The 18359-nt window shown below is 71.8% G+C and carries 18 protein-coding genes; 14 read left to right on the top strand and 4 right to left on the bottom strand.

Annotated elements, in window-relative coordinates; translation table 11 throughout:
• Position 1 precedes the first annotated feature (1 nt).
• Complete coding sequence (locus ACFWPQ_RS49585) at positions 2–586, top strand: hypothetical protein (protein ID WP_384051287.1); 585 nt, start codon at positions 2–4, stop codon at positions 584–586.
• A 39-nt stretch (positions 587–625) separates the two neighbouring features.
• Here ACFWPQ_RS49585 and ACFWPQ_RS49580 read toward each other — a convergent pair whose 3' ends face one another.
• Positions 626–910 (bottom strand): hypothetical protein, encoded by a 285-nt coding sequence (locus ACFWPQ_RS49580; RefSeq protein WP_350780771.1) that lies wholly within the window; start codon positions 908–910, stop codon positions 626–628.
• A 239-nt stretch (positions 911–1149) separates the two neighbouring features.
• Here ACFWPQ_RS49580 and ACFWPQ_RS49575 point away from each other — a divergent pair, with 239 nt between their 5' ends.
• Positions 1150–1884, top strand: a complete 735-nt coding sequence (locus ACFWPQ_RS49575) for an alpha/beta hydrolase (RefSeq protein WP_384051259.1) — start codon at positions 1150–1152, stop codon at positions 1882–1884.
• A 15-nt stretch (positions 1885–1899) separates the two neighbouring features.
• On the opposite strand, the gene ACFWPQ_RS49570 is transcribed toward ACFWPQ_RS49575, so the two are convergent.
• A complete protein-coding gene (locus ACFWPQ_RS49570; protein WP_384051256.1) occupies positions 1900–3240 on the bottom strand; it encodes a DUF2252 domain-containing protein in 1341 nt (446 codons plus the stop codon).
• Between the two features lie 150 nt (positions 3241–3390).
• Here ACFWPQ_RS49570 and ACFWPQ_RS49565 point away from each other — a divergent pair, with 150 nt between their 5' ends.
• Positions 3391–4575: a winged helix DNA-binding domain-containing protein gene (locus tag ACFWPQ_RS49565; protein WP_384051253.1), complete on the top strand. Its 1185-nt coding sequence runs from the start codon at positions 3391–3393 to the stop codon at positions 4573–4575.
• 220 nt (positions 4576–4795) lie between these two features.
• Here the strand turns inward: ACFWPQ_RS49565 and ACFWPQ_RS49560 are convergent, their stop codons facing one another.
• Positions 4796–5116 (bottom strand): hypothetical protein, encoded by a 321-nt coding sequence (locus ACFWPQ_RS49560; protein WP_089101213.1) that lies wholly within the window; start codon positions 5114–5116, stop codon positions 4796–4798.
• Positions 5117–5347: 231 nt separating this feature from the next.
• Here ACFWPQ_RS49560 and ACFWPQ_RS49555 point away from each other — a divergent pair, with 231 nt between their 5' ends.
• From ACFWPQ_RS49555 to ACFWPQ_RS49525, 7 genes are all read left to right on the top strand, one after another.
• Positions 5348–5716, top strand: coding sequence for an arsenate reductase family protein (locus ACFWPQ_RS49555; RefSeq protein ID WP_384051250.1), 369 nt, complete (start codon positions 5348–5350; stop codon positions 5714–5716).
• Between the two features lie 121 nt (positions 5717–5837).
• Positions 5838–6533, top strand: coding sequence for a hypothetical protein (locus ACFWPQ_RS49550; protein ID WP_384051247.1), 696 nt, complete (start codon positions 5838–5840; stop codon positions 6531–6533).
• 298 nt (positions 6534–6831) lie between these two features.
• On the top strand, positions 6832–7863 hold the full coding sequence (glnII, locus tag ACFWPQ_RS49545; protein WP_384051244.1) for a glutamine synthetase: 1032 nt from the start codon (positions 6832–6834) through the stop codon (positions 7861–7863).
• A gap of 398 nt (positions 7864–8261) precedes the next feature.
• Positions 8262–8843 (top strand): winged helix-turn-helix domain-containing protein, encoded by a 582-nt coding sequence (locus ACFWPQ_RS49540; protein ID WP_384051241.1) that lies wholly within the window; start codon positions 8262–8264, stop codon positions 8841–8843.
• A gap of 375 nt (positions 8844–9218) precedes the next feature.
• Positions 9219–10514: a sensor histidine kinase gene (locus tag ACFWPQ_RS49535; RefSeq protein ID WP_384051238.1), complete on the top strand. Its 1296-nt coding sequence runs from the start codon at positions 9219–9221 to the stop codon at positions 10512–10514.
• A complete protein-coding gene (locus ACFWPQ_RS49530; RefSeq protein ID WP_384051235.1) occupies positions 10499–11149 on the top strand; it encodes a LuxR C-terminal-related transcriptional regulator in 651 nt (216 codons plus the stop codon). The genes ACFWPQ_RS49535 and ACFWPQ_RS49530 overlap by 16 nt, the downstream gene beginning before the upstream one ends.
• A gap of 173 nt (positions 11150–11322) precedes the next feature.
• Positions 11323–12879 carry a DUF1996 domain-containing protein gene (locus tag ACFWPQ_RS49525; RefSeq protein ID WP_384051232.1) on the top strand — a complete coding sequence of 519 codons (1557 nt, stop codon included), beginning with the start codon at positions 11323–11325 and terminating at the stop codon, positions 12877–12879.
• 101 nt (positions 12880–12980) lie between these two features.
• On the opposite strand, the gene ACFWPQ_RS49520 is transcribed toward ACFWPQ_RS49525, so the two are convergent.
• A complete protein-coding gene (locus ACFWPQ_RS49520) occupies positions 12981–13388 on the bottom strand; it encodes a hypothetical protein (RefSeq protein ID WP_384051229.1) in 408 nt (135 codons plus the stop codon).
• Positions 13389–13550: 162 nt separating this feature from the next.
• On the opposite strand from ACFWPQ_RS49520, the gene ACFWPQ_RS49515 reads away from it, so the two are divergent.
• The 4 genes from ACFWPQ_RS49515 to ACFWPQ_RS49500 all read left to right on the top strand — a co-directional run bounded on the left by ACFWPQ_RS49515 (position 13551) and on the right by ACFWPQ_RS49500 (position 18241).
• Positions 13551–15479 carry a hypothetical protein gene (locus tag ACFWPQ_RS49515; RefSeq protein ID WP_384051226.1) on the top strand — a complete coding sequence of 643 codons (1929 nt, stop codon included), beginning with the start codon at positions 13551–13553 and terminating at the stop codon, positions 15477–15479.
• A gap of 88 nt (positions 15480–15567) precedes the next feature.
• Entirely contained in the window at positions 15568–16464 is an 897-nt protein-coding gene (locus ACFWPQ_RS49510) for a metal-dependent hydrolase (protein ID WP_384051223.1), read from the top strand.
• Positions 16464–17495: a PDR/VanB family oxidoreductase gene (locus tag ACFWPQ_RS49505; RefSeq protein WP_384051220.1), complete on the top strand. Its 1032-nt coding sequence runs from the start codon at positions 16464–16466 to the stop codon at positions 17493–17495. Before ACFWPQ_RS49510 ends, ACFWPQ_RS49505 begins: the two co-directional genes overlap by 1 nt.
• A 56-nt stretch (positions 17496–17551) precedes the next feature.
• A complete protein-coding gene (locus tag ACFWPQ_RS49500) occupies positions 17552–18241 on the top strand; it encodes a TetR/AcrR family transcriptional regulator (protein ID WP_384051218.1) in 690 nt (229 codons plus the stop codon).
• Positions 18242–18359: the final 118 nt, after the last annotated feature.

Below are 18359 nucleotides of genomic sequence, written 5' to 3'. Positions count from 1 at the left end.
CATGGGGTTCCTGGACATCCTGCTGGGCCGTACGAAGCCGGTCGCACCCGATCTCGACCAGTTGTTCGCCCTGCCGTCGGCGGCGGTGACGCTGGAGGCGGCGGCCGGGTTCCGGCCCACCGGCGGGGGCGCGGTGTGCTTCGCCACCGTGGAGGGCGCGGCCTTCGAGCAGATCCACCGGGAGATCCAGGCCCTCCTCGACGCGGACACGGACCGCGGCGGGGACCCGGTGGAACTGCACCAGGACGACTACGGCTACTCCTGGCTGGTCTCGCGGCGCCCCTCAGACCAGCTTCCACAGTTGGTCAACGACCTGCACGCGGTGAACAGCTCGATGGAGGTCAACGGCTTCGGCCCGCAGCTGCTCTGCTCCCTGGCCGCCTTCGAGGACGAGCGCGGGCGCCGGCTCGCGCTCGTGTACCTCTACAAGCGGGGCACCTTCTACCCCTTCGCGCCGCTGCCCGGATCCGGTGAACGGCGGGACAGCGCGCTGGAGTTGCAGGTGAAGGCGGTCCTCGCGAACGACCTGCGGATCGAGCAGGACCTCAGCCGCTGGTTCCCGGTCTGGGGCGCCCCGGGCCTCTGAACGGCCGGGGCACCCGCTGCCTGTTACCTCTGCCTCCCCTTACTTCCCCTTCTCGTTCTGCTGGCGCCGGGACTCCAGGGGGCGCTCGCGGCGGTAGCGGCGCTCCCACTTGGCCTGCTGGTCACGGCGGTCGCGGTACGTCTTGTAGTCGTTGGCCATGCCCCCTCCCCCGCCGGACGAACCGCCCGACGAGGAGGCCGACGACGAACCCCGCCCGTACTGGACGTACAGGAAGAGCAGGGCGACGGCGGCGAGCCACCAGTTGTGGTTGCCGAATCCGAGGATGACCAGGACGACGGTTCCGGATAGGACGATGGTGCCCATGACGGGCCTCCGTGGCGTGGGTGTGTGAGCGGTCGACGGATCCGACGGCACGCGGGGGACGGGCGGCCGTCCGTCGGTGCGCGGCAGTGTAGTCCCGTGTCCCGGGGGCGCGGCCCGCCCTTCGGAAAGCGGTGGTGGACCACTCCGCAACGCCTCTCCAGCGTAGGGAGCCGGTCACTCGGCGTGCATCCCGTTTTCCCGTGTGCACGCGTGGGCGCACCCGTGGGTGAATGTGCCGCATGGTCCAACTCACCGACTTCACCCACGACTACGACGGCGAACGGCTCAGCGGGGTCCGTACCTGGGCCGCAGGCGGTCCGGACGGCAGCGGCGGACCGGTCGCCGTCCTGCTGCACGGCGCCGGCACCGGCACCGAGCGGCGACTGCGCCCGCTGCTCGCGGAGTTCACCGCCCACGGCCGCCCCGCCCTGGCCTTCGACTTCTCGGGCCACGGCGAAAGCACCGGCGCACTCGCGGAGTTGAGCCTGCGTCGCCGCTTCGAGCAGGCGACGGCTGTGATCGACGCCCAGGTGGAGCCGGAACGCCCGCTGATCCTGGTGGGCTTCAGCATGAGCGGCCAGACGGTCGCGGATCTCGTACGGCACTACGGCGACCGCGCCTCGGCGATCGGCCTCTGCTCCCCCGCGGTCTACACCCCGGAGTCCTGGGACGTCCCCTTCGGCGACGGCACCGGCCGCTTCACCGACCTCATCCGCACCCCGGACGCCTGGCGCGCCTCACCCGCCCTGGCGGCGCTGCGCTCGTACGCGGGCCGGGCGGTGCTCGCGGTGCCGGGCACGGACGCGGTGATCCCGCCGCAGGTCACGGCTGCCGTCCAGGACGCCCTGCGCACCCGGTCCCGCTACACCCGCTTCGAACTCCCGGACGCGGAGCACCGGCTGGGCCTCTGGTTCCGTGAACACCCGGACGACCGACGGGAGTTCGTCGCGATGCTGCTCCGGCACCAGGGCTGAACCGGCCCGGCGGGCTCAGATCCCCGGCGCCGCCGTCAGGACGCCCGCCGTCACGGCCGCGCCGAGGCCGGCGTGGTCGGTGGCGGTCTGGTCGGCGTAGGCGAGGGCGAAGTCGGTGACCGCCTGGTCGAAGGTGTCGGTGCCGCCCAGGTAGGCGGCGATGGCGATACGGTCACCGGACCGGGCGTGGGCGCGCGCCAGGGTCGTACCGCACAGCGTGGCGTAGCCGCGCAGGCCCTTCGGGTCCATCGCGGCGACCTCGGCGGCGCCCTTCATGTCGCGCAGCTGACGCCAGTAGAAGGCGCGGCCCTGGGGGCCGGTCATCCAGCCGAGGAAGATGTCCCCGGCGGCCTGGAGCAGCCGCTGCCCGGCGACGACCCGGTGGCCGTGGTGGGCGTGGGGCCCGTTCGGCAGATGCTGCTCCAGTACGGACGTCCGGGCCTCCTTGATCTGCAGGAACAGCGGGTCGTCGGCGTCCCGGCCGGCCAGCAGGACGATGAAGCAGCGGGTGCCGACGCTGCCGACGCCGACGACCTTGCGGGCCGCGTCGACGAAGCGGTAGCGGTCGAGGAGGAGCCGGCGCTCCTCGGTGAGGGTGGAGCGGTAGTCGCTGAAGGTCTTGCGCAGGGAGGCCATGTCGGAGGCGCCGGCGGGTTCGAGGAGCGGCGGGTCCTTGATGATGCGGCGCTGTCCGCCGGTGGTCTCGGTGAGCCGGCCGAGCGCGTGCAGGCTGGTGCGGCGCCGGGCCCGGGTGAGGGTGTCCTCGATCCGGCGCCGGCGGCGCGCGGAGCCGGCCAGGGCCAGCAGGCCTTCGGTGTCGACCCGTTCGTACCAGACGGCGAGTTCCCCGAGCCCGGCCAGCCGCCGCATGGCGGTCCGGTACGCGGCCACGGCCGCCCGGGCGGCGGCGCGGGCCTCCGGATCGCCGTGCCCGTTCTCGCGGGCGGCGACGGCGACGGACGCGGCGAGCCGTTTGACGTCCCACTCGAAGGGCCCGGGGAACGTCTCGTCGAAGTCGTTCAGGTCGAAGAGCAGGGACCGCTCCGGGGAGGCGTAGAGACCGAAGTTCAGCAGATGCGCGTCTCCGCAGAGCTGCACGGTGAGCCCGGTGTGCGGCTGGGCGGCGAGGTCTGCCGCCATCACGGCGGCCGCACCGCGCAGGAAGGCGAAGGGCGAGGCGGCCATCCTCCCGTACCGGATGGGCAGCAGTTCGGGCAGCCGGTCGCGGCCCTGCCGCTCCAGTACGGCGACGGGGTCGGGGCGGTCGACGGGGGGCAGCCAGAAGGCGTGGGCCGAGCGGGGGACCCGCTTGCGGGCGGCCTTGCCGCGGGCGGCACGGTCGGCGGGTGTGGTCATACGGCGCTCCCCTCGGTCGACTGCTCCCTCCTTGACCTGCTGATCGCAGTGAAAGGGAGATGCCGGGTCCGGCGCATGCCGAGCCCGGCGAACAGGTGATTGTCAGTGGCGTCGGGCAGGATGCGGTCAGGAGTCCACGGGGAGGTCGGCATGAGCGACGGGCGGCGGCACATCGGGGTGGCGGAGCGGCGCTCCCGGCTGGCGGTGCGCCACCTGCTGGCGGGCCCGGCACGGGCGACGGCGCCGGAGGAGGTCGCCGAGGCGCTGGTGGCGCTGCACGGCTCGGATCCGGCGACTGTGCACCTGGCGGTGGGGGCGCGGCTGGCCGAGGCGGCGAAGACCGTGCCGGCGACGGAGCGGGCCCTGTACGAGGACCGCACCCTGGTGCGGATGCACGGCATGCGGCACACGGTGTTCGTCTTCCCGGCGGAGCTCACGGCGGTCGTGCACGCCTCGACGGGCCTCACGGTCGCCGCCCGCGAACGCGCCCACCTGCTGAAGGACATGGCGCGGGCCGGTGCCCCGGACGCGGCCTGGCTCGCGGAGGTCGAGTCCGCGGCGCTGGCCGAGCTGGCCAGGCTCGGCCAGGCGACGGCGACGGAACTGGCGGCCGCCGAGCCACGCCTGCGCGAGCAGTTCACGTACGCCGCGGGCAAGAGCTACGAGGGCGTCCACACCGTCTCCACGCGCCTGCTGAGGGTCCTGGGCGTGGAGGGCAAGGTGGTGCGGGGCCGCCCGCTGGGCTCCTGGACGTCCAGCCAGTTCCGCTGGGCACCGGCGCCGGACCATCCGGAGCTGGACCCGGCCGAGGCCCAGGCCGTCCTGCTGAACCGCTGGCTGCACGCCTGCGGCCCGGCCACGGAGGCGGACCTCAAGTGGTGGACGGGGTGGCGGGTGACGGAGGTCCGCCGCGCGCTGACCGCCATCGGAGCGCAGCCGGTGACGCTGGACGAGGGCGACACGGGGTACGTGACGGCCGGGGACCTGCCGCCGGTCGCCGAACCGTCCCGGCCCTGGGCGGCCCTCCTCCCCGCCCTCGACCCGACGGCCATGGCATGGCAGCAGCGGGACTGGTACCTGCCGCCGGAGCTCCGGCCGCTGCTCTTCGACAGAAGCGGCAACGTGGGGCCGACGGTGTGGTGGAACGGGCTGGTGGTGGGCGGCTGGGCGCAGCGCCGGGACGGCGAGATCGTCTGGCGGATCCTCGATCCCGGCATCCGGAGAGAGGCCGAGCAGGCGATCGCGGCGGAGGCGGAGCGGCTGCGCGGCTGGGTGGGCACGGCGAAGGTCACACCGAGGTTCCGGACACCGGTGGAACGGGAGCTGAGCGGGTGAGCGGAACCGGGGGGGCGGGGGCCGGGGGGGTGGGGACGCTTACCGGCGCTGGCAGGGTGCCGCCCGCGCCCACCCGTGCCGCCCCAGCGGCACGACTGCCCGCGGACTATGTGCCCCGTAAGGGGCGCGGGGAACTGCGCGGGCAACCCCCACCGGCCCGCGGCCGAAACACAAGGGCACCGGGCGCCGCCGTAGACGCACGGCACCCGGCGCCACCGGCTCACCGCGAATATCGCATCAGCGCCCGCACCATGTGGCACGTCGTGTCCGACGGCGGGTGGATGCCGATGCTCTCCGCCGTGCTCCGTATCGTCTCGTTGCGCGCCTGGTTGGGCAGGTAGACGCCGGAGTCGAGCAGGGCGATGGCGAGGCGCATGGCCTTCAGGCGACGGTTGTGTGTGACGTACCACTCGCGTGGCCGCCCGGCCGGCAGCGGGCGCTTCTCCGCCGGCGCGTACGGCGAGTCGAGCAGGACCGCTCGCTTCGCGGTGGACTGGGTCGGCAGGGACTTCGGCTTCGGCTTCAGTGCGGCAGCGGGCACAGGCATCCTCCTGTCGCGGTCGGGGCGCCTCCGGACTCCCCGGCGCCCCTCTCGAACACTGCTTCCAGTGTACCGGCCGGGACTGACAATGAGACAGCCCGTAAAGGCACCGAACTGCCAGGTGGAGAAGGGTTTTTCAGGTGGGGCGCGATGTGCGTGAGGGGTTCCCACGACACTCCCCTAAATTCGAACAGAGCGCTCCTCGGCGGCGGTCCGCGTACCGTTCCCCGCATGGAGATCTGGATCAATCCCGCCTGCTCGAAGTGCCGCACCGCGATCGGTCTGCTCGACGCCGAGGGGGCCGACTACACCGTCCGCCGCTACCTGGAGGACGTACCGACCGAGGACGAGATCAGGACCGTACTGGAACGGCTCGGGCTCGAACCCTGGGACGTCACCCGCACCCAGGAGGCGGTCGCCAAGGAGCTGGGGCTGAAGGAGTGGGCGCGGGACGCGAGCGCGCGCGACCGGTGGATCACAGCCCTCGCCGAGCACCCCCGGCTCATCCAGCGGCCGATCATCACCGCCGACGACGGCACGGCGATCGTCGCCCGTACCGACGAGGCCGTACAGGAAGCGCTGGCCAGGAGCAAGAGCTGAGCAGCGCTCAACCGAAGTGTGACGCAGGTTACTTCAGTGACTCCTGTAACCGCTGAGTAACAACGTTCGGTATCTCGTACCTACCGGCGTACGTTCCCCCACCCCCTCTGAGGAGGCGCGCATGTCGCGTAGGAGAACTCTCGGCGCCAAGAAGACCGTCGCACTGCTGGTCGGCGCCGCAGCCGTGGCCGGCGGCGGGGCCTTCGTCCTGGCGTCCACCTCGAACGCCGCACAGAGCCCGCAGAACGCGAAGACGCTGTCGTCGGCGGCGGACTCGACCGTCTGCTCGGGGCTGGCCACGGCCCTCGGCAACAACCAGAAGTTCATCGCCGACCAGAAGGCGAACCCGGACGCCCAGTCGTCGGCCCGGATCGCCAACCGCGAGGCGGTCATCGCGCAGATCAAGGTCCAGCAGAAGGCGTCCGGTTGCGTCGTTGGGGAGTCGGCTCAGGGCTCCCAGGCGGCGAGCGGCACGCAGACGGGCCAGACCGGCCAGACCGCCACGGCGGCGCCCTCGAAGAGCGCGGCCACCGGCAACACGGGCAACACCGGGGGCACCGCCGCCTCCGGGCAGCAGGTCTGCAAGGGCTCGACCGTCACGCTCTCCGGCGAGGCCGGCGCGCCGGCCGCCTCCAGCAACCAGTTCCCGGCGGGAACCACGCTGAAGGTCACCAACCTGGACAACAACAAGTCCACGACGGTGAAGGTCACGTCGGTCTCCGGCAGTTGCGTGCTGCTCAACAACGCGGCCTTCGAACAGGTCCGGGAACCCGGCAAGTTCCTGATCCGCCGCGCGCTGATCGAGAAGGTCGGCTGACCGACACCACGGGTCGAGGCTCGGCCGCCGGCTTTCACGGAGGGAAAGCCGGCGGCCGCCGCGAAGGGGTCGGCCGCGAAGAGGTCGGCACGGCGTCCGAATTGGGCTCCGTACCCCGCCCGCCCGGCTCTCACAACGTGAGTCGCACCACAGAACCACCAGGTAACACCGGGTTCACATTCGAGCAATGATCGGGAAATCGCCTGTTGACAGGCTGCCGGGCAACACCGAGGCGCCCCAGTGCCGTAGCGCCACTGCACCCGCAAGTGCGCCCGACCCACCCCGAAGGATGTGGCCCGTGACCTTCAAGGCTGAGTACATCTGGATCGACGGCACCGAGCCGACGGCCAAGCTGCGTTCGAAGACGAAGATCATAGCGGGCGCCCCCGCCGGTCTGGACGCGCTGCCGATCTGGGGCTTCGACGGGTCGTCCACGAACCAGGCCGAGGGGCACTCCTCGGACCGTGTGCTGAAGCCGGTCTTCACCTGCCCGGACCCGATCCGCGGCGGCGACGACGTCCTCGTCCTGTGCGAGGTCCTGGACATCGACTTCACCCCGCACTCCTCCAACACGCGTGCCGCGCTGACCGAGGTCGCGGAGAAGTTCGCCTCCCAGGAGCCGATCTTCGGCATCGAGCAGGAATACACCTTCTTCGACGGCTCCCGTCCGCTGGGCTTCCCCGAGGGCGGCTTCCCGGCCCCCCAGGGCGGCTACTACTGCGGTGTCGGCGCCGACGAGATCTTCGGCCGCGAGATCGTCGAGGCCCACCTGGAGAACTGTCTGAAGGCGGGTCTCGCGATCTCCGGCATCAACGCCGAGGTCATGCCCGGCCAGTGGGAGTTCCAGGTCGGCCCGGTCTCCCCGCTGGAGGTCTCCGACCACCTGTGGGTGGCCCGCTGGCTGCTCTACCGCACCGCCGAGGACTTCGGCGTCTCCGCCACCCTCGACCCCAAGCCGGTCAAGGGCGACTGGAACGGCGCCGGCGCGCACACCAACTTCTCCACCAAGGCGATGCGCGAGGGCTACGACGCGATCATCACCGCCTGCGAGTCGCTCGGCGAGGGCTCCAAGCCGCTCGACCACGTCAAGAACTACGGCGCCGGCATCGACGACCGCCTGACCGGTCTGCACGAGACCGCCCCGTGGAACGAGTACTCCTACGGCGTCTCCAACCGCGGTGCCTCGGTCCGTATCCCGTGGCAGGTCGAGAAGGACGGCAAGGGCTACATCGAGGACCGCCGCCCGAACGCCAACGTCGACCCGTACGTCGTGACGCGGCTGATCGTCGACACCTGCTGCTCCGCGCTGGAGAAGGCCGACCAGGTCTGATCCGCCGGCAGCCTTCCGAAGGGGCGTCCACCGTTCGCGGTGGGCGCCCCTTCGGCATGGGCTCCCCCGCCGCCGCAACGTCAATGTCATGCCAAGGAAGCGTCCAAGCAGTGAGAGGAGGGTCCTGTTTCCCGGCTGTGTCTGCTTCAATGGGCCCATGGCCAGCTTCCAGAAGTGCAGCGCGACGGGTCGCCAGGACCTTGAGCCGTTCTGGCCTTCCCGTCAGCACCACGACTTCGACCGGGTGTGTTGCCGCGCGATGAACGCGCGGGCCCTCTAAAGCCGTACACCCCGGCCTTCGGCCAGCGCGGAACGCAGTACGTCCCCGGCGCGCCCGACCACGAATCGCGGCCGTCGCCCCGACCGACTGACTCCTCGCGCGAAAGAGCTGACGTCTCATGGCGACCACTCGTTCTCTCTCCCCCGCCTCCGCCCTCACCTCCTCCTCGCCCGGCCGGCACCGGCTGCGTGCCGTCAACCGGGACGAGGTCGTGGACATGGCGGACCTGCTGCCGCCGGGCGCCACCTGGCTGCCCGCCCCGCAGCACGCCCTGCCCACCCTGCCGGGCCAGCCGCCGATGATCGGCTACCTGGTGCTGGTCCCGGCGGACCAGCAGCCGCCCTTCCTGCCGGTCGCGGTGCCGGACCCGCAGGAACCGGCCGGGGAACCGGCCGCGGCCGGCGCCCGGCCGCTCGTCACCGTCGACACCGTGGAGCGCACCGCCCAGGTCGACGGGCGTGAACTCGACCTCACCTACCTGGAGTTCGAGCTGCTCGCCCATCTGGTGGCGCATCCGGGCCGGGTGCACACCCGCGACCAGCTCGTCACCACGGTCTGGGGCTACGGCCACGTCGGCGACGGCCGCACGGTCGACGTCCATGTCGCCCGGCTGCGCCGCAAGCTCGGCGCGGAGCACCGCCGGGCGATCCAGACGGTCCGCCGGGTGGGATACAAGTACACCCCGCCGACGGGCCGCTGACGGGCGCGCCCCGGACGGTATACGTACCTGTCGAGCGGCTCGGTGTACGACTCGACCCCGATGTCGAAGCGCGGGTGCTTGGGGTTCGGTCGGCAGGGGTTCGATCTGAGCTGCGGGCCGGTGGGGGCTGGTCGCGCCCACGCGGCGGAGCCGCATATCAGATACAGCCCCGCGCCCCTTCAGGGCGCTGCCCGAAGCCCCGTAAGGGGCGCGGGGAACTGCGCGACCAGCCACGACGGCGCTGCAGTCGGCAGACGGCACAGCGCGGCACTTCCGGCGGAGCATTCAGCGCGCCCGGGGTGTACCCAACACCACCCCCTGACATGGGGCTTCGGGCCAGTGACCCGCATCCGGGAGGTTCGGGAGACTGGTCGCATGACGACGAACACAGACAGCAGGGGCTTCCGTGCCAGGGCCCGGGAGACCCTGCTCGCCGCCGTGCGGGGGCTGGTGCTGGCGCTGGTGATCCTGCCGGTCTCGGTGCTCTGCTTCACGCTGGTCGCGGTCTCGGTGGCGCTGATCCCGATCGGGGTCGGGATCGTCACCACCCCGTGGATCCTCGGCGGCGTGCGGGACGTGGCGGACGTGCGGCGGCGGCTCGCGTACGAGTGGTGCGGGGTGCGGATCCGGTCGGCGTACCGGACGGTCCCGGCGGACGCCAACCCCTGGGCCAGGACCTTCGGGATGCTGGGCGACCCGCAGGTCCGGCGCGACGTGCTGTGGCTGTTCGTCGACATGACGGCCGGGTTCGTGACCGCGCTGCTGCCGGCGGTGCTCGTCTTCTACCCGTTCGAGGGGTTCGCGCTGGCGGCGGGGCTGTGGCGGACCATGACCGGCGGGCCCTACGGGAAGTACGGGCCGTACTGGTACGGCTTCGTGCCGGTCAGCGGGCAGGCCACCGCGTTCGGCGCCGCCGCGCTCGGCGCCGTCCTCCTCGTCGGCGCCTTCCGTTACGCCCCGGCCGCGCTGACCGCCCACTTCCGGCTCACCCGCACCGTCCTCGACCCCGGGAAGGGCGAACTCGTGGAGCGGGTAAGGGTGTTGACGGAGACCCGGAAGGACGCGGTGGACGCGTCGGCCGCCGAGCTGCGCCGGATCGAGCGGGACCTGCACGACGGGGCGCAGGCGCGGCTGGTGGCCATGGGGATGGATCTCGGGACGATCGAGATGCTGCTGGACAGGGATCCGGAGAAGGCCAGGCAGCTGCTCGCGCAGACCCGGCAGGCGTCCGTGGAGGCGCTGGGCGAGCTGCGGGACCTGGTCCGGGGCATCCATCCGCCGGTGCTGGCGGAGCGCGGGCTCGGGGACGCCGTACGGGCGCTGGCGCTGCGGTTGCCGGTGCCGACGGAGGTGACGGTGGAGCTGCCGGGGCGGGCGGACGCGCCGGTGGAGTCGGCGGCGTACTTCGCGGTGAGCGAGGTGCTGACCAACGCGGTCAAGCACTCCGGCGCCGACCGGATCTGGGTGGACCTGCACCACGTGCCGGAAGGCGGCGGCATGCTGCGGATCTCGGTCACCGACCACGGCAGGGGCGGCGCGGTGGTCGGCGCCGGGTCGGGGCTCGCCGGGGTGGAGCGGCGGCTGGGTACATTCGACGGCGTCCTGGCCGTCAGCAGCCCCGCGGGCGGTCCCACCATGGTCACCATGGAGATTCCGTGCGCGTTGTCCTAGCCGAAGACCTGTTCCTGCTGCGCGACGGACTGGTCCGGCTGCTGGAGGCCCATGGCTTCGAGATCGCGGCCGCGGTCGAGTCCGGGCCCGAACTCGCCCGTGCGCTGGCCGAGTCGGAGCCGGACGTGGCCGTGGTCGACGTGCGGCTGCCGCCCACGCACACCGACGAGGGGCTGCAGTGCGCGCTGGAGGCGCGGCACAAGCGGCCCGGACTGCCGGTGCTGGTGCTCTCCCAGCACGTGGAGCAGCTGTACGCGCGGGAGCTGCTGGCCGACGGCAGCGGCGGGGTGGGCTATCTGCTGAAGGACCGGGTGTTCGACGCGGAGCAGTTCGTGGACGCCGTACGGCGGGTCGCGGCGGGCGGTACGGCCATGGACCCGCAGGTGATCCAGCAGCTGCTGTCCCGGCGGGCCGACGACCGGCCGCTGGGGGGCTTGACACCGCGGGAGCTGGAGGTCCTGGAGCTGATGGCGCAGGGCCGGTCAAACGCGGCGATCGCCGGGCAGCTCGTCGTCACGGAACGGGCCATCGCCAAGCACACCTCCAACATCTTCACCAAACTGGGACTTGAGGTGTCGGACGATGACAACCGGCGCGTCCTGGCAGTGCTCGCGTACCTTGACCGCGACCGCTAATTTTCCAGAAACTCCGCTGCTCAAACGGCAGTTGTGCCCCAAGTGCGTAACAAATCTCTGATGAATTTGTGAGACGCCTGAACACCTCTGAGACGGGGTGCGTATGAAAGGGCGCCGCTTCACTCCTGTCGGGCGCCTCGATGCCGCCCCGCAAGGAAGGTCTGAGGAGTTCCATGGGACGCAACATACGCAAACGCCGTTCGCCGCTGACCGTCAAGGTCATAGCCGCATCGGCGGCCGTAGCACTCGGCGGGGGCGGGCTGCTCTATGCGCAGATGAACGCTTCGGCTCACGAGTCGAACAACTCGGCGCAGAACTACACGAAGGCCGCCTCCGCGACGGTGGCGACCATCTCCTGCCCGGACGTCGGCCAGAAGCTGACGAACGTGCCCGCCAAGGCGAAGATGGGGGTGGCGGCGGAGCTGGCGAACCTCGACAAGCAGATCACCGAGGCCTACTCCCGGCTCGCCTCCACCCGTCAGGCGCAGGCCAACGACGCCAACTTCGTGCAGAACGCGATCACCGGCCCCCTGAAGGAGAAGCGGGCGGCCACGATCGACCGGATCCGTATCGACATCACCCGGGTCGGCGGCCAGTTCGACAGCTCGCTGGCCCAGCTCGCCGCCTGCACCACGCAGGCCGCCAACCAGACCACCGCCGGCCAGGGCAACAACAACGGTGGTCAGAACAACAACGGCGGCCAGAACAACAACAACGGTGGCCAGAACAACAACGGCCAGGCCAGCGCCAGTGCCGCCCCGAGTGCCAGCGCCAGCACCCCGGTGGACGTCGGCGCCGGCGGACAGGCCGGCAACGGCCCGTCCGCGGCCGACTTCGTGGACATCACCAAGGTCGCGAACAACGTCCAGGGCAAGCCGGCGAAGACGGGCCAGGCCTCGACCGGTACCTTCACCACCCGTTGTGGCACGAACCAGAACAAGAACCACAACACCGACAACGTCATCGTGGCGCCCGGCGTGACCAACGGCGCGCACCACGAGCACGACTACGTCGGCAACCAGAAGGTCAACGCGTTCTCGACGAACGACTCGCTGCTGGCCGCCCCCTCCAGCTGCCAGAACCAGAGTGACCTCTCGTCGTACTACTGGCCGGTCGTGCGTGAGCAGGACGGCTCGCAGGAGTTCGACGCGAACGCGGACGGCGGTGGCAAGGAAGGCAACGTCGGCAAGATCATCACGCCGGTCCAGGCGCAGATCAAGTACGTCGGCAGCCCGGCCAGCAAGGTCGTCGCGATGCCCCAGTTCCTGCGCATCATCACCGGTGACGCCAAGACCACGACCAACGGTCTGGCCAACGCCAACGCGCACTGGAGCTGCACCGGCTTCGAGAACAAGGTCCAGCTGACCGAGCAGTACCCGATCTGCCCGAAGGGCAGCCAGGTGGTGCGGACGTTCGCCTTCCAGAGCTGCTGGGACGGCGTGAACATCGACAGCGCCAACCACCGTACGCACGTGGCCTTCGCCGACCCGGCGAGCGGTGTCTGCCCGAACGGCTTCAAGGCGATCCCGCAGCTGACGATGCGTCTGGTGTACAACCTGGCCCAGCCGAGCATCGTGAACGGCCAGGTCAAGAACGCCTACGCCGTGGACGGCTTCCCGGAGCAGCTGCACAAGGCCGCCACCGACCACGACGACTTCATCAGCGTCACCAAGAACAACCTGGCGGCGACGATCGCCAACTGCGTCAACACCGGCCGCAAGTGCCAGTAGCAGCAGGAGCAGTAGCCAGCCGGTGACCCGGTAACACGGGGCGGGCGGTGGGAATCTCCCACCGCCCGCTTTCGTATGTGCCGTGAACCTCAAGTGGTGCGTCAGCTGGTGTGCTTGCTGTGGTCGGTGCCGATCTCCTCCTCGCCGCCCAGCGTGGTCTGCAGCGACTTGACCAGCTTGTCGGTGCCGACGGCGACCCACTTGCGGCCGACGAGGTAGAAACCGCCGTAGTCCTTGGCGTCGTTGATCCACTCGCGCTGGCCGCGGTCGGTGGCGAAGGTGGCGAAGACGAACTTGCCGGCGGGGACCTTGCAGATCGCCTGGCGGACCTCGTCGGAGTCGATCTGCATGTCGGGGGTGCACTTCACCTTGGCGGCGAGGCTCTCCAGGCTGCCGGTCGCGGTGACCGGGATCTTCGCTTCCGCCTTGCCGTCTCCGGATCCACAGCCCGCCAGCGCCAGGGCGGCCACGGCGCCCGCCGCGGCGAGCATCGGTCGGGTCAACCTCATCTGTTCCTCCGGTCGCGTTGCCGGCCCCCGGTGCCTTCAGGGGCCCGTCCCCTTCGATACGGCTGCGGGCCGCGAAGCACTCACATCGGCTCACATCGTGCGGACACCGCAGTGTCACCCGTGTGGCGGTGACCAACCAACGGGTCGCTCGTTCTTCAGGACGTGCAGTCACAGGATGTAGCCCAGCGTCACGCAGCCGCCTCCGCCGGAGCCCCGCATCCGGCCGTCGATGTCGAGCAGGCCGAGGCCGCGCTCGTCGAGCACTACCCCCGGCTGGTCCGGCTCGCCTACCTGGTCCTGCCGCCGGGGCTCGCGCGCGGCCGCCGCGTCCTGACCGCGCACTCCCTGGTCCAGCGGGCCCTGCCCCGGGGCCGCAGGCAGGTCCCGGTGATCCCGGCCCAGGCGAACGGGCGGCAGACCGACCCCGGGTACTCGCTGGTCCGGCTCGCGGTGGTGCGTACGGCACTGGAGGCGGGCCGGCCGCTCCGGCTCACCGCGTGGCCCACCCGCGCCCAGCTGCCGCCGCTGCTCCCCCAGGTGTGGGGCCTCAGGCTCTTCCCGCGTTCCGGGGGCGCCGACGAACTCGCCCTGGACCAGCGGCTCGCCGGCCTCTCCGGCCCGGCCCGCGCCGCCTACGCGCTGCGCGGTCTCGAACAGCTCCCCGACGGCGACGTCCGCAGGATCCTGCGGGCGGTCGGCGTCGAGCACCCCGAGGGTGCGCTCGCCGAGGCCAACGGCGTCCCGGCCGAGTACCCGCTGCTCGACTCCCCCGAGTTCGACCCCTGTTCCCTGCAGGCCCGGCCCACCGACCTGATGCGCCGCCGCCAGCACACCAAGGCCGCGCTCGCCGCCGCGGCCGCCCTCGCGGTGTGCGGGGCGCTGGTCGCGCTGCCGGGCGGCGGCTGGGGCGCCGACGGCGCGGCCGCCCCCGTGTACGCGCAGAACCCGGCCGCCCAGGCCGCCCTGGACCCGGCCCGGCTGACCGAGGTCGCGGCCACCGCCTGGCAGACCGCCGCGCGCACCGACTTCTCGGTCTGGCCGGCCCGCGGCACCCTCACCGGCGACACCGCGCTGCTGCGCCGCGCCCTCGCCGTCTGGGCCCGCCCCGGCGACACCGTCCGCGTCTCGGCGACCCCCGGCACCCAGACCGGCGGCCCGGCAGGGCCGCCGCAGCTGCTGTACGCGGGCGTGGTCGACAGCGCCCGGGTGGTGGTCTTCTACGACGGTCTGCGCATCGCCCGCTACGCCGAACCGAAGGACGGCACGGAGGGCGCCGCCCTGGACTTCGCCCGGGTCGACGGCGCGACCGGCGCGGAGGCGAGCGCCCTGGTCCTCGGCCGCGCCGACGGCAACGTCCGCTATCTGACCGCCCCCTGGGTGACCAAGGCGGCCGAGCGGGACCTGATGAAGCCGACCGCGGGGGCGATGGACCTCGCGCTGGCCGACGGGGTGACCGGGCCGCTGGCCAGCTCCGCGCTGCAGCAGGGGGCGTGCACGTCGTGGAACGTGCTCCAGCTGACCGATGCGCAGGGGGTGCACCTCGCGACCGACCTGGGCGAACTGGTGCCGGCCCGGCTCACCGCCGGGCGGCCCGGGGACACCGGCGAGGCCTCGGGCTCGGCGGCGCTGCGCGACTGGGCGCCGTTCGCCTGCTCGCTGGCCGCGGAGCGGTCGGCCGGGGTGCGCAGCGTCAACGCGTGGGCGTTCGCCGAGCAGCAGCTGCCGGAGGCCGCCGGCACCGGGTCGTGGGTGTGTACGCGTGCCGAGACCTGGCGGGGCGGCGGGGCCGTGTCGCTGGCGCAGTTCCGGACGCCGGGCAGCCAGTACGGGGCGGTCGCGGCCAAGGGCGCCGATGTGACGGCCTGCGGCCCGCGCGACCCGCATGTGCTGGCCGGGGTGTTGTGGAAGTCCGGGGGCGGCCAGTGGTACCTGCTGGCCGCGGGCAGCCGCGACACCGCGTCGATCCGGGCGACCGGCGGGGTCACGGCGTCGGCGCCGGGGACGCAGCTGGTGGCCAGGGCGAAGCAGGGGGCGCAGGCCGAACTGGAAGGGACGCTGGAGGACGGCGGCGAGATCAGCGGTCTGCGGTGAGCACGGCACCGCGCTCTTGCTGACGCTCACGTAAACAAGGTCCGCCGGGGGTCTTCTCAGGTCACCTACCCGTCAGTACATTGACGCCATGTCCAACAAGCAGCCGCAGCCGGTGCAGTCCGAGCACATCGCGCTCAAGGCCCGCAACGTGTCCTTCGCCTGGGAGGACACTCCCCTGCACTGGGTGCCCGGCGATCCCTTCGCCACGCACACCATCAACGTGCTGCACATGCTGCTGCCCGCCGGCGAGCGGTGGTTCGTGCACGTCTACAAGCAGGTGCTGCCCCTCATCCGCGACGAGCGGCTGCGCGAGGACGTCATCGGGTTCATCGGGCAGGAGGCGATGCACTCCCAGGCCCATGACGAGGTGCTGCCCCACCTCAGGGAACAGGGGCTCGACCCGACGCCGTACACCGCACAGGTCGACTGGTTCTTCGAGAAGCTGCTCGGCGACCGGACCCTGCCGCCCGGGAGGGCCAGGCGCTGGTGGCTCCTGGAACGGGTCGCGCTGATCGCGGCCATCGAGCACTACACCGCCTTCCTCGGCGACTGGGTGCTCAACGCCGAGGAGCTGGACCGGCGCGGCGCCGACCCGATGATGCTGGACCTGCTGCGCTGGCACGGCGCCGAGGAGGTCGAGCACCGGTCGGTCGCCTTCGACCTGTTCCTGCACCTCGACGGCGGCTACCGGCGCCGGGTGCGGACCTGGGCGACGGCGTTCACGGCGATCGTGTTCCTGTGGCAGCGCGGCGCCCGTTTCTTCATGGCGAACGACCCGACGCTCGTCGAGGGCCGGGCCCGGCTCCGGGACTTCTATCTCGCCGGCCGGCGCGGCACGCTCCCCGCCACCGGCGACATGCTGAGGTCGATCCCGACGTACCTGAGCCGCACCTACCACCCCTCCCAGGAGGGCTCCACCGAGCAGGCCGTCGCCTACCTGGCCTCCTCCCCCGCCGCACTGGCCGCCGAGCAGGAGGGCAAGTGATGACGCCGAGACTGCGGACCGTCGTCGCGGTCGCGGGCGCCGCACTGCTCGTGCAGCGGGCCCTGCGCCGCCGTATCGAGGCCTCCCCGCTGTGGCCGATGCCGGCGCTGGATCCGCCGACCTCCGGGCGGCCGCGCTCCCGGGCCCTGCGGCTCCTGGTCGCCTCGCGCCGGACGGTCGCCGAAGGGGTCGTCCAACTGCGCCTGGAGGGTGAGCGGTTGCCCGGCTGGGAACCGGGGGCCCATCTCGATGTGGTGCTGCCGTCCGGACTGGTCCGGCAGTACTCGCTCTGCGGGGATCCGGCCGACACCTCCTCGTACACGATCGCCGCCCGGCTGGTCGCGGACGGGCGGGGCGGTTCGCGGGAGGTCCACGAGCAGATCGTGGCGGGCATGGAGCTGGAGGTACGCGGGCCGCGCAACCGTTTCCCGCTCGTCGGGGCCCGGTCCTACGTGTTCGTGGCCGGGGGCATCGGGATCACGCCGATCCTGTCGATGGTGCGGGCCGTGCCGGACGGGGTGGCGTGGCGGCTGCTGTACTGCGGGCGAACCCGCGGGTCCATGCCGTTCCTGGCGGAGTTCGCCGGGGACGACCGGGTCACGGTCGTCGCGGAGGACGAGGACGGGCGCCCCGACCTCGACGCGCTGGCCGTCCCGGAGGGCGCGGCGGTGTACTGCTGCGGTCCGGAGGGGCTGATGGCGGCGGTGGAGGAGCGCTTCCCGGAGGTGCGGCTCGAACGTTTCGCGCCGCGCACCGACGCCGACGGCAACCACGCCTTCGAACTCGAACTCCGGCGCAGCGGACGGACGTTGACGGTCCCGGCCGACTCGACGGTGCTGGCCGCGGTACGGGCGGAGCTGCCCGACACGCCGTACTCCTGTGCGCAGGGGTTCTGCGGGACCTGTCAACAGCGGGTGCTGGAAGGGGAAGTGGAACACCGGGACGAGCTGCTCACCGACACGGAGCGTGCCGACTCGATGCTCATCTGTGTATCACGGGCGCGAAGTGGGAGACTTGTGCTGGATCTGTGAACGCCCGTGAAGGGTCGGGTCCGTGGGAGGCCGGATCCGATCGGTAAGGTGTTCGCATGACAACCGGGGTACGTCGCAGGATGGGAGTCGAGGAGCGGCGGCAGCAGTTGATCGGCGTCGCCCTCGAACTGTTCAGCCGTCGCTCACCCGACGAGGTCTCCATCGACGAGATAGCCTCGGCCGCAGGCATCTCGCGGCCGCTCGTCTACCACTACTTCCCCGGCAAACTCAGCCTGTACGAGGCCGCGTTGAAGCGTGCCTCGGAGGATCTCGCGGCCCGCTTCACCGAGCCGCACGAGGGCCCGCTCGGGGCCAGGCTGCTGCGCGTCATGCGCCGCTTCTTCGACTTCGTCGACGAACACGGGCCCGGCTTCGCCGCGTTGATGCGCGGCGGCCCGGCGGTCGGCTCCTCGGCGACCAACGCGCTCATCGACTCCGTGCGCCAGGTCGCCTACGAGCAGATCCTCTCCCACCTCGACATCACCGAGGCACCGCCCCGCCTCGAACTGGTCATCCGCTCCTGGATCTCGCTCGCCGAGTCGACGGCACTGATCTGGCTGGACGGACGGCGCATTCCGCGCGCCGAGCTGGAGGTGCAGCTCGTGCACGACTTCGCGGCGTTGACGGCGGTGAGTGCGGCGTACGACGAGGAGATGACGGCGCTCGTGAAGCGGATGGTCCAGGACGAGCCGACCGACGGCCCGTTCGCTGACCTCGCCGCGCGGCTCATCGCCCTGGCGGGCTGACCCCGTAGGGGGGCGCCGGGTGCCGTCGGACGGCTGCGGCGCCGCGGGGGCTGGTCGCGCAGTCCCCGCGCCCCTTACGGGGCGCTGCCGAACCGTGCCCCAAAGGGGCGCGGGGAAC

The organism is Streptomyces sp. NPDC058464 (assembly GCF_042721035.1).
Classification (GTDB): Bacteria; Actinomycetota; Actinomycetes; order Streptomycetales; family Streptomycetaceae; genus Streptomyces.
This window is presented reverse-complemented; position numbering and strand designations above follow the sequence as displayed.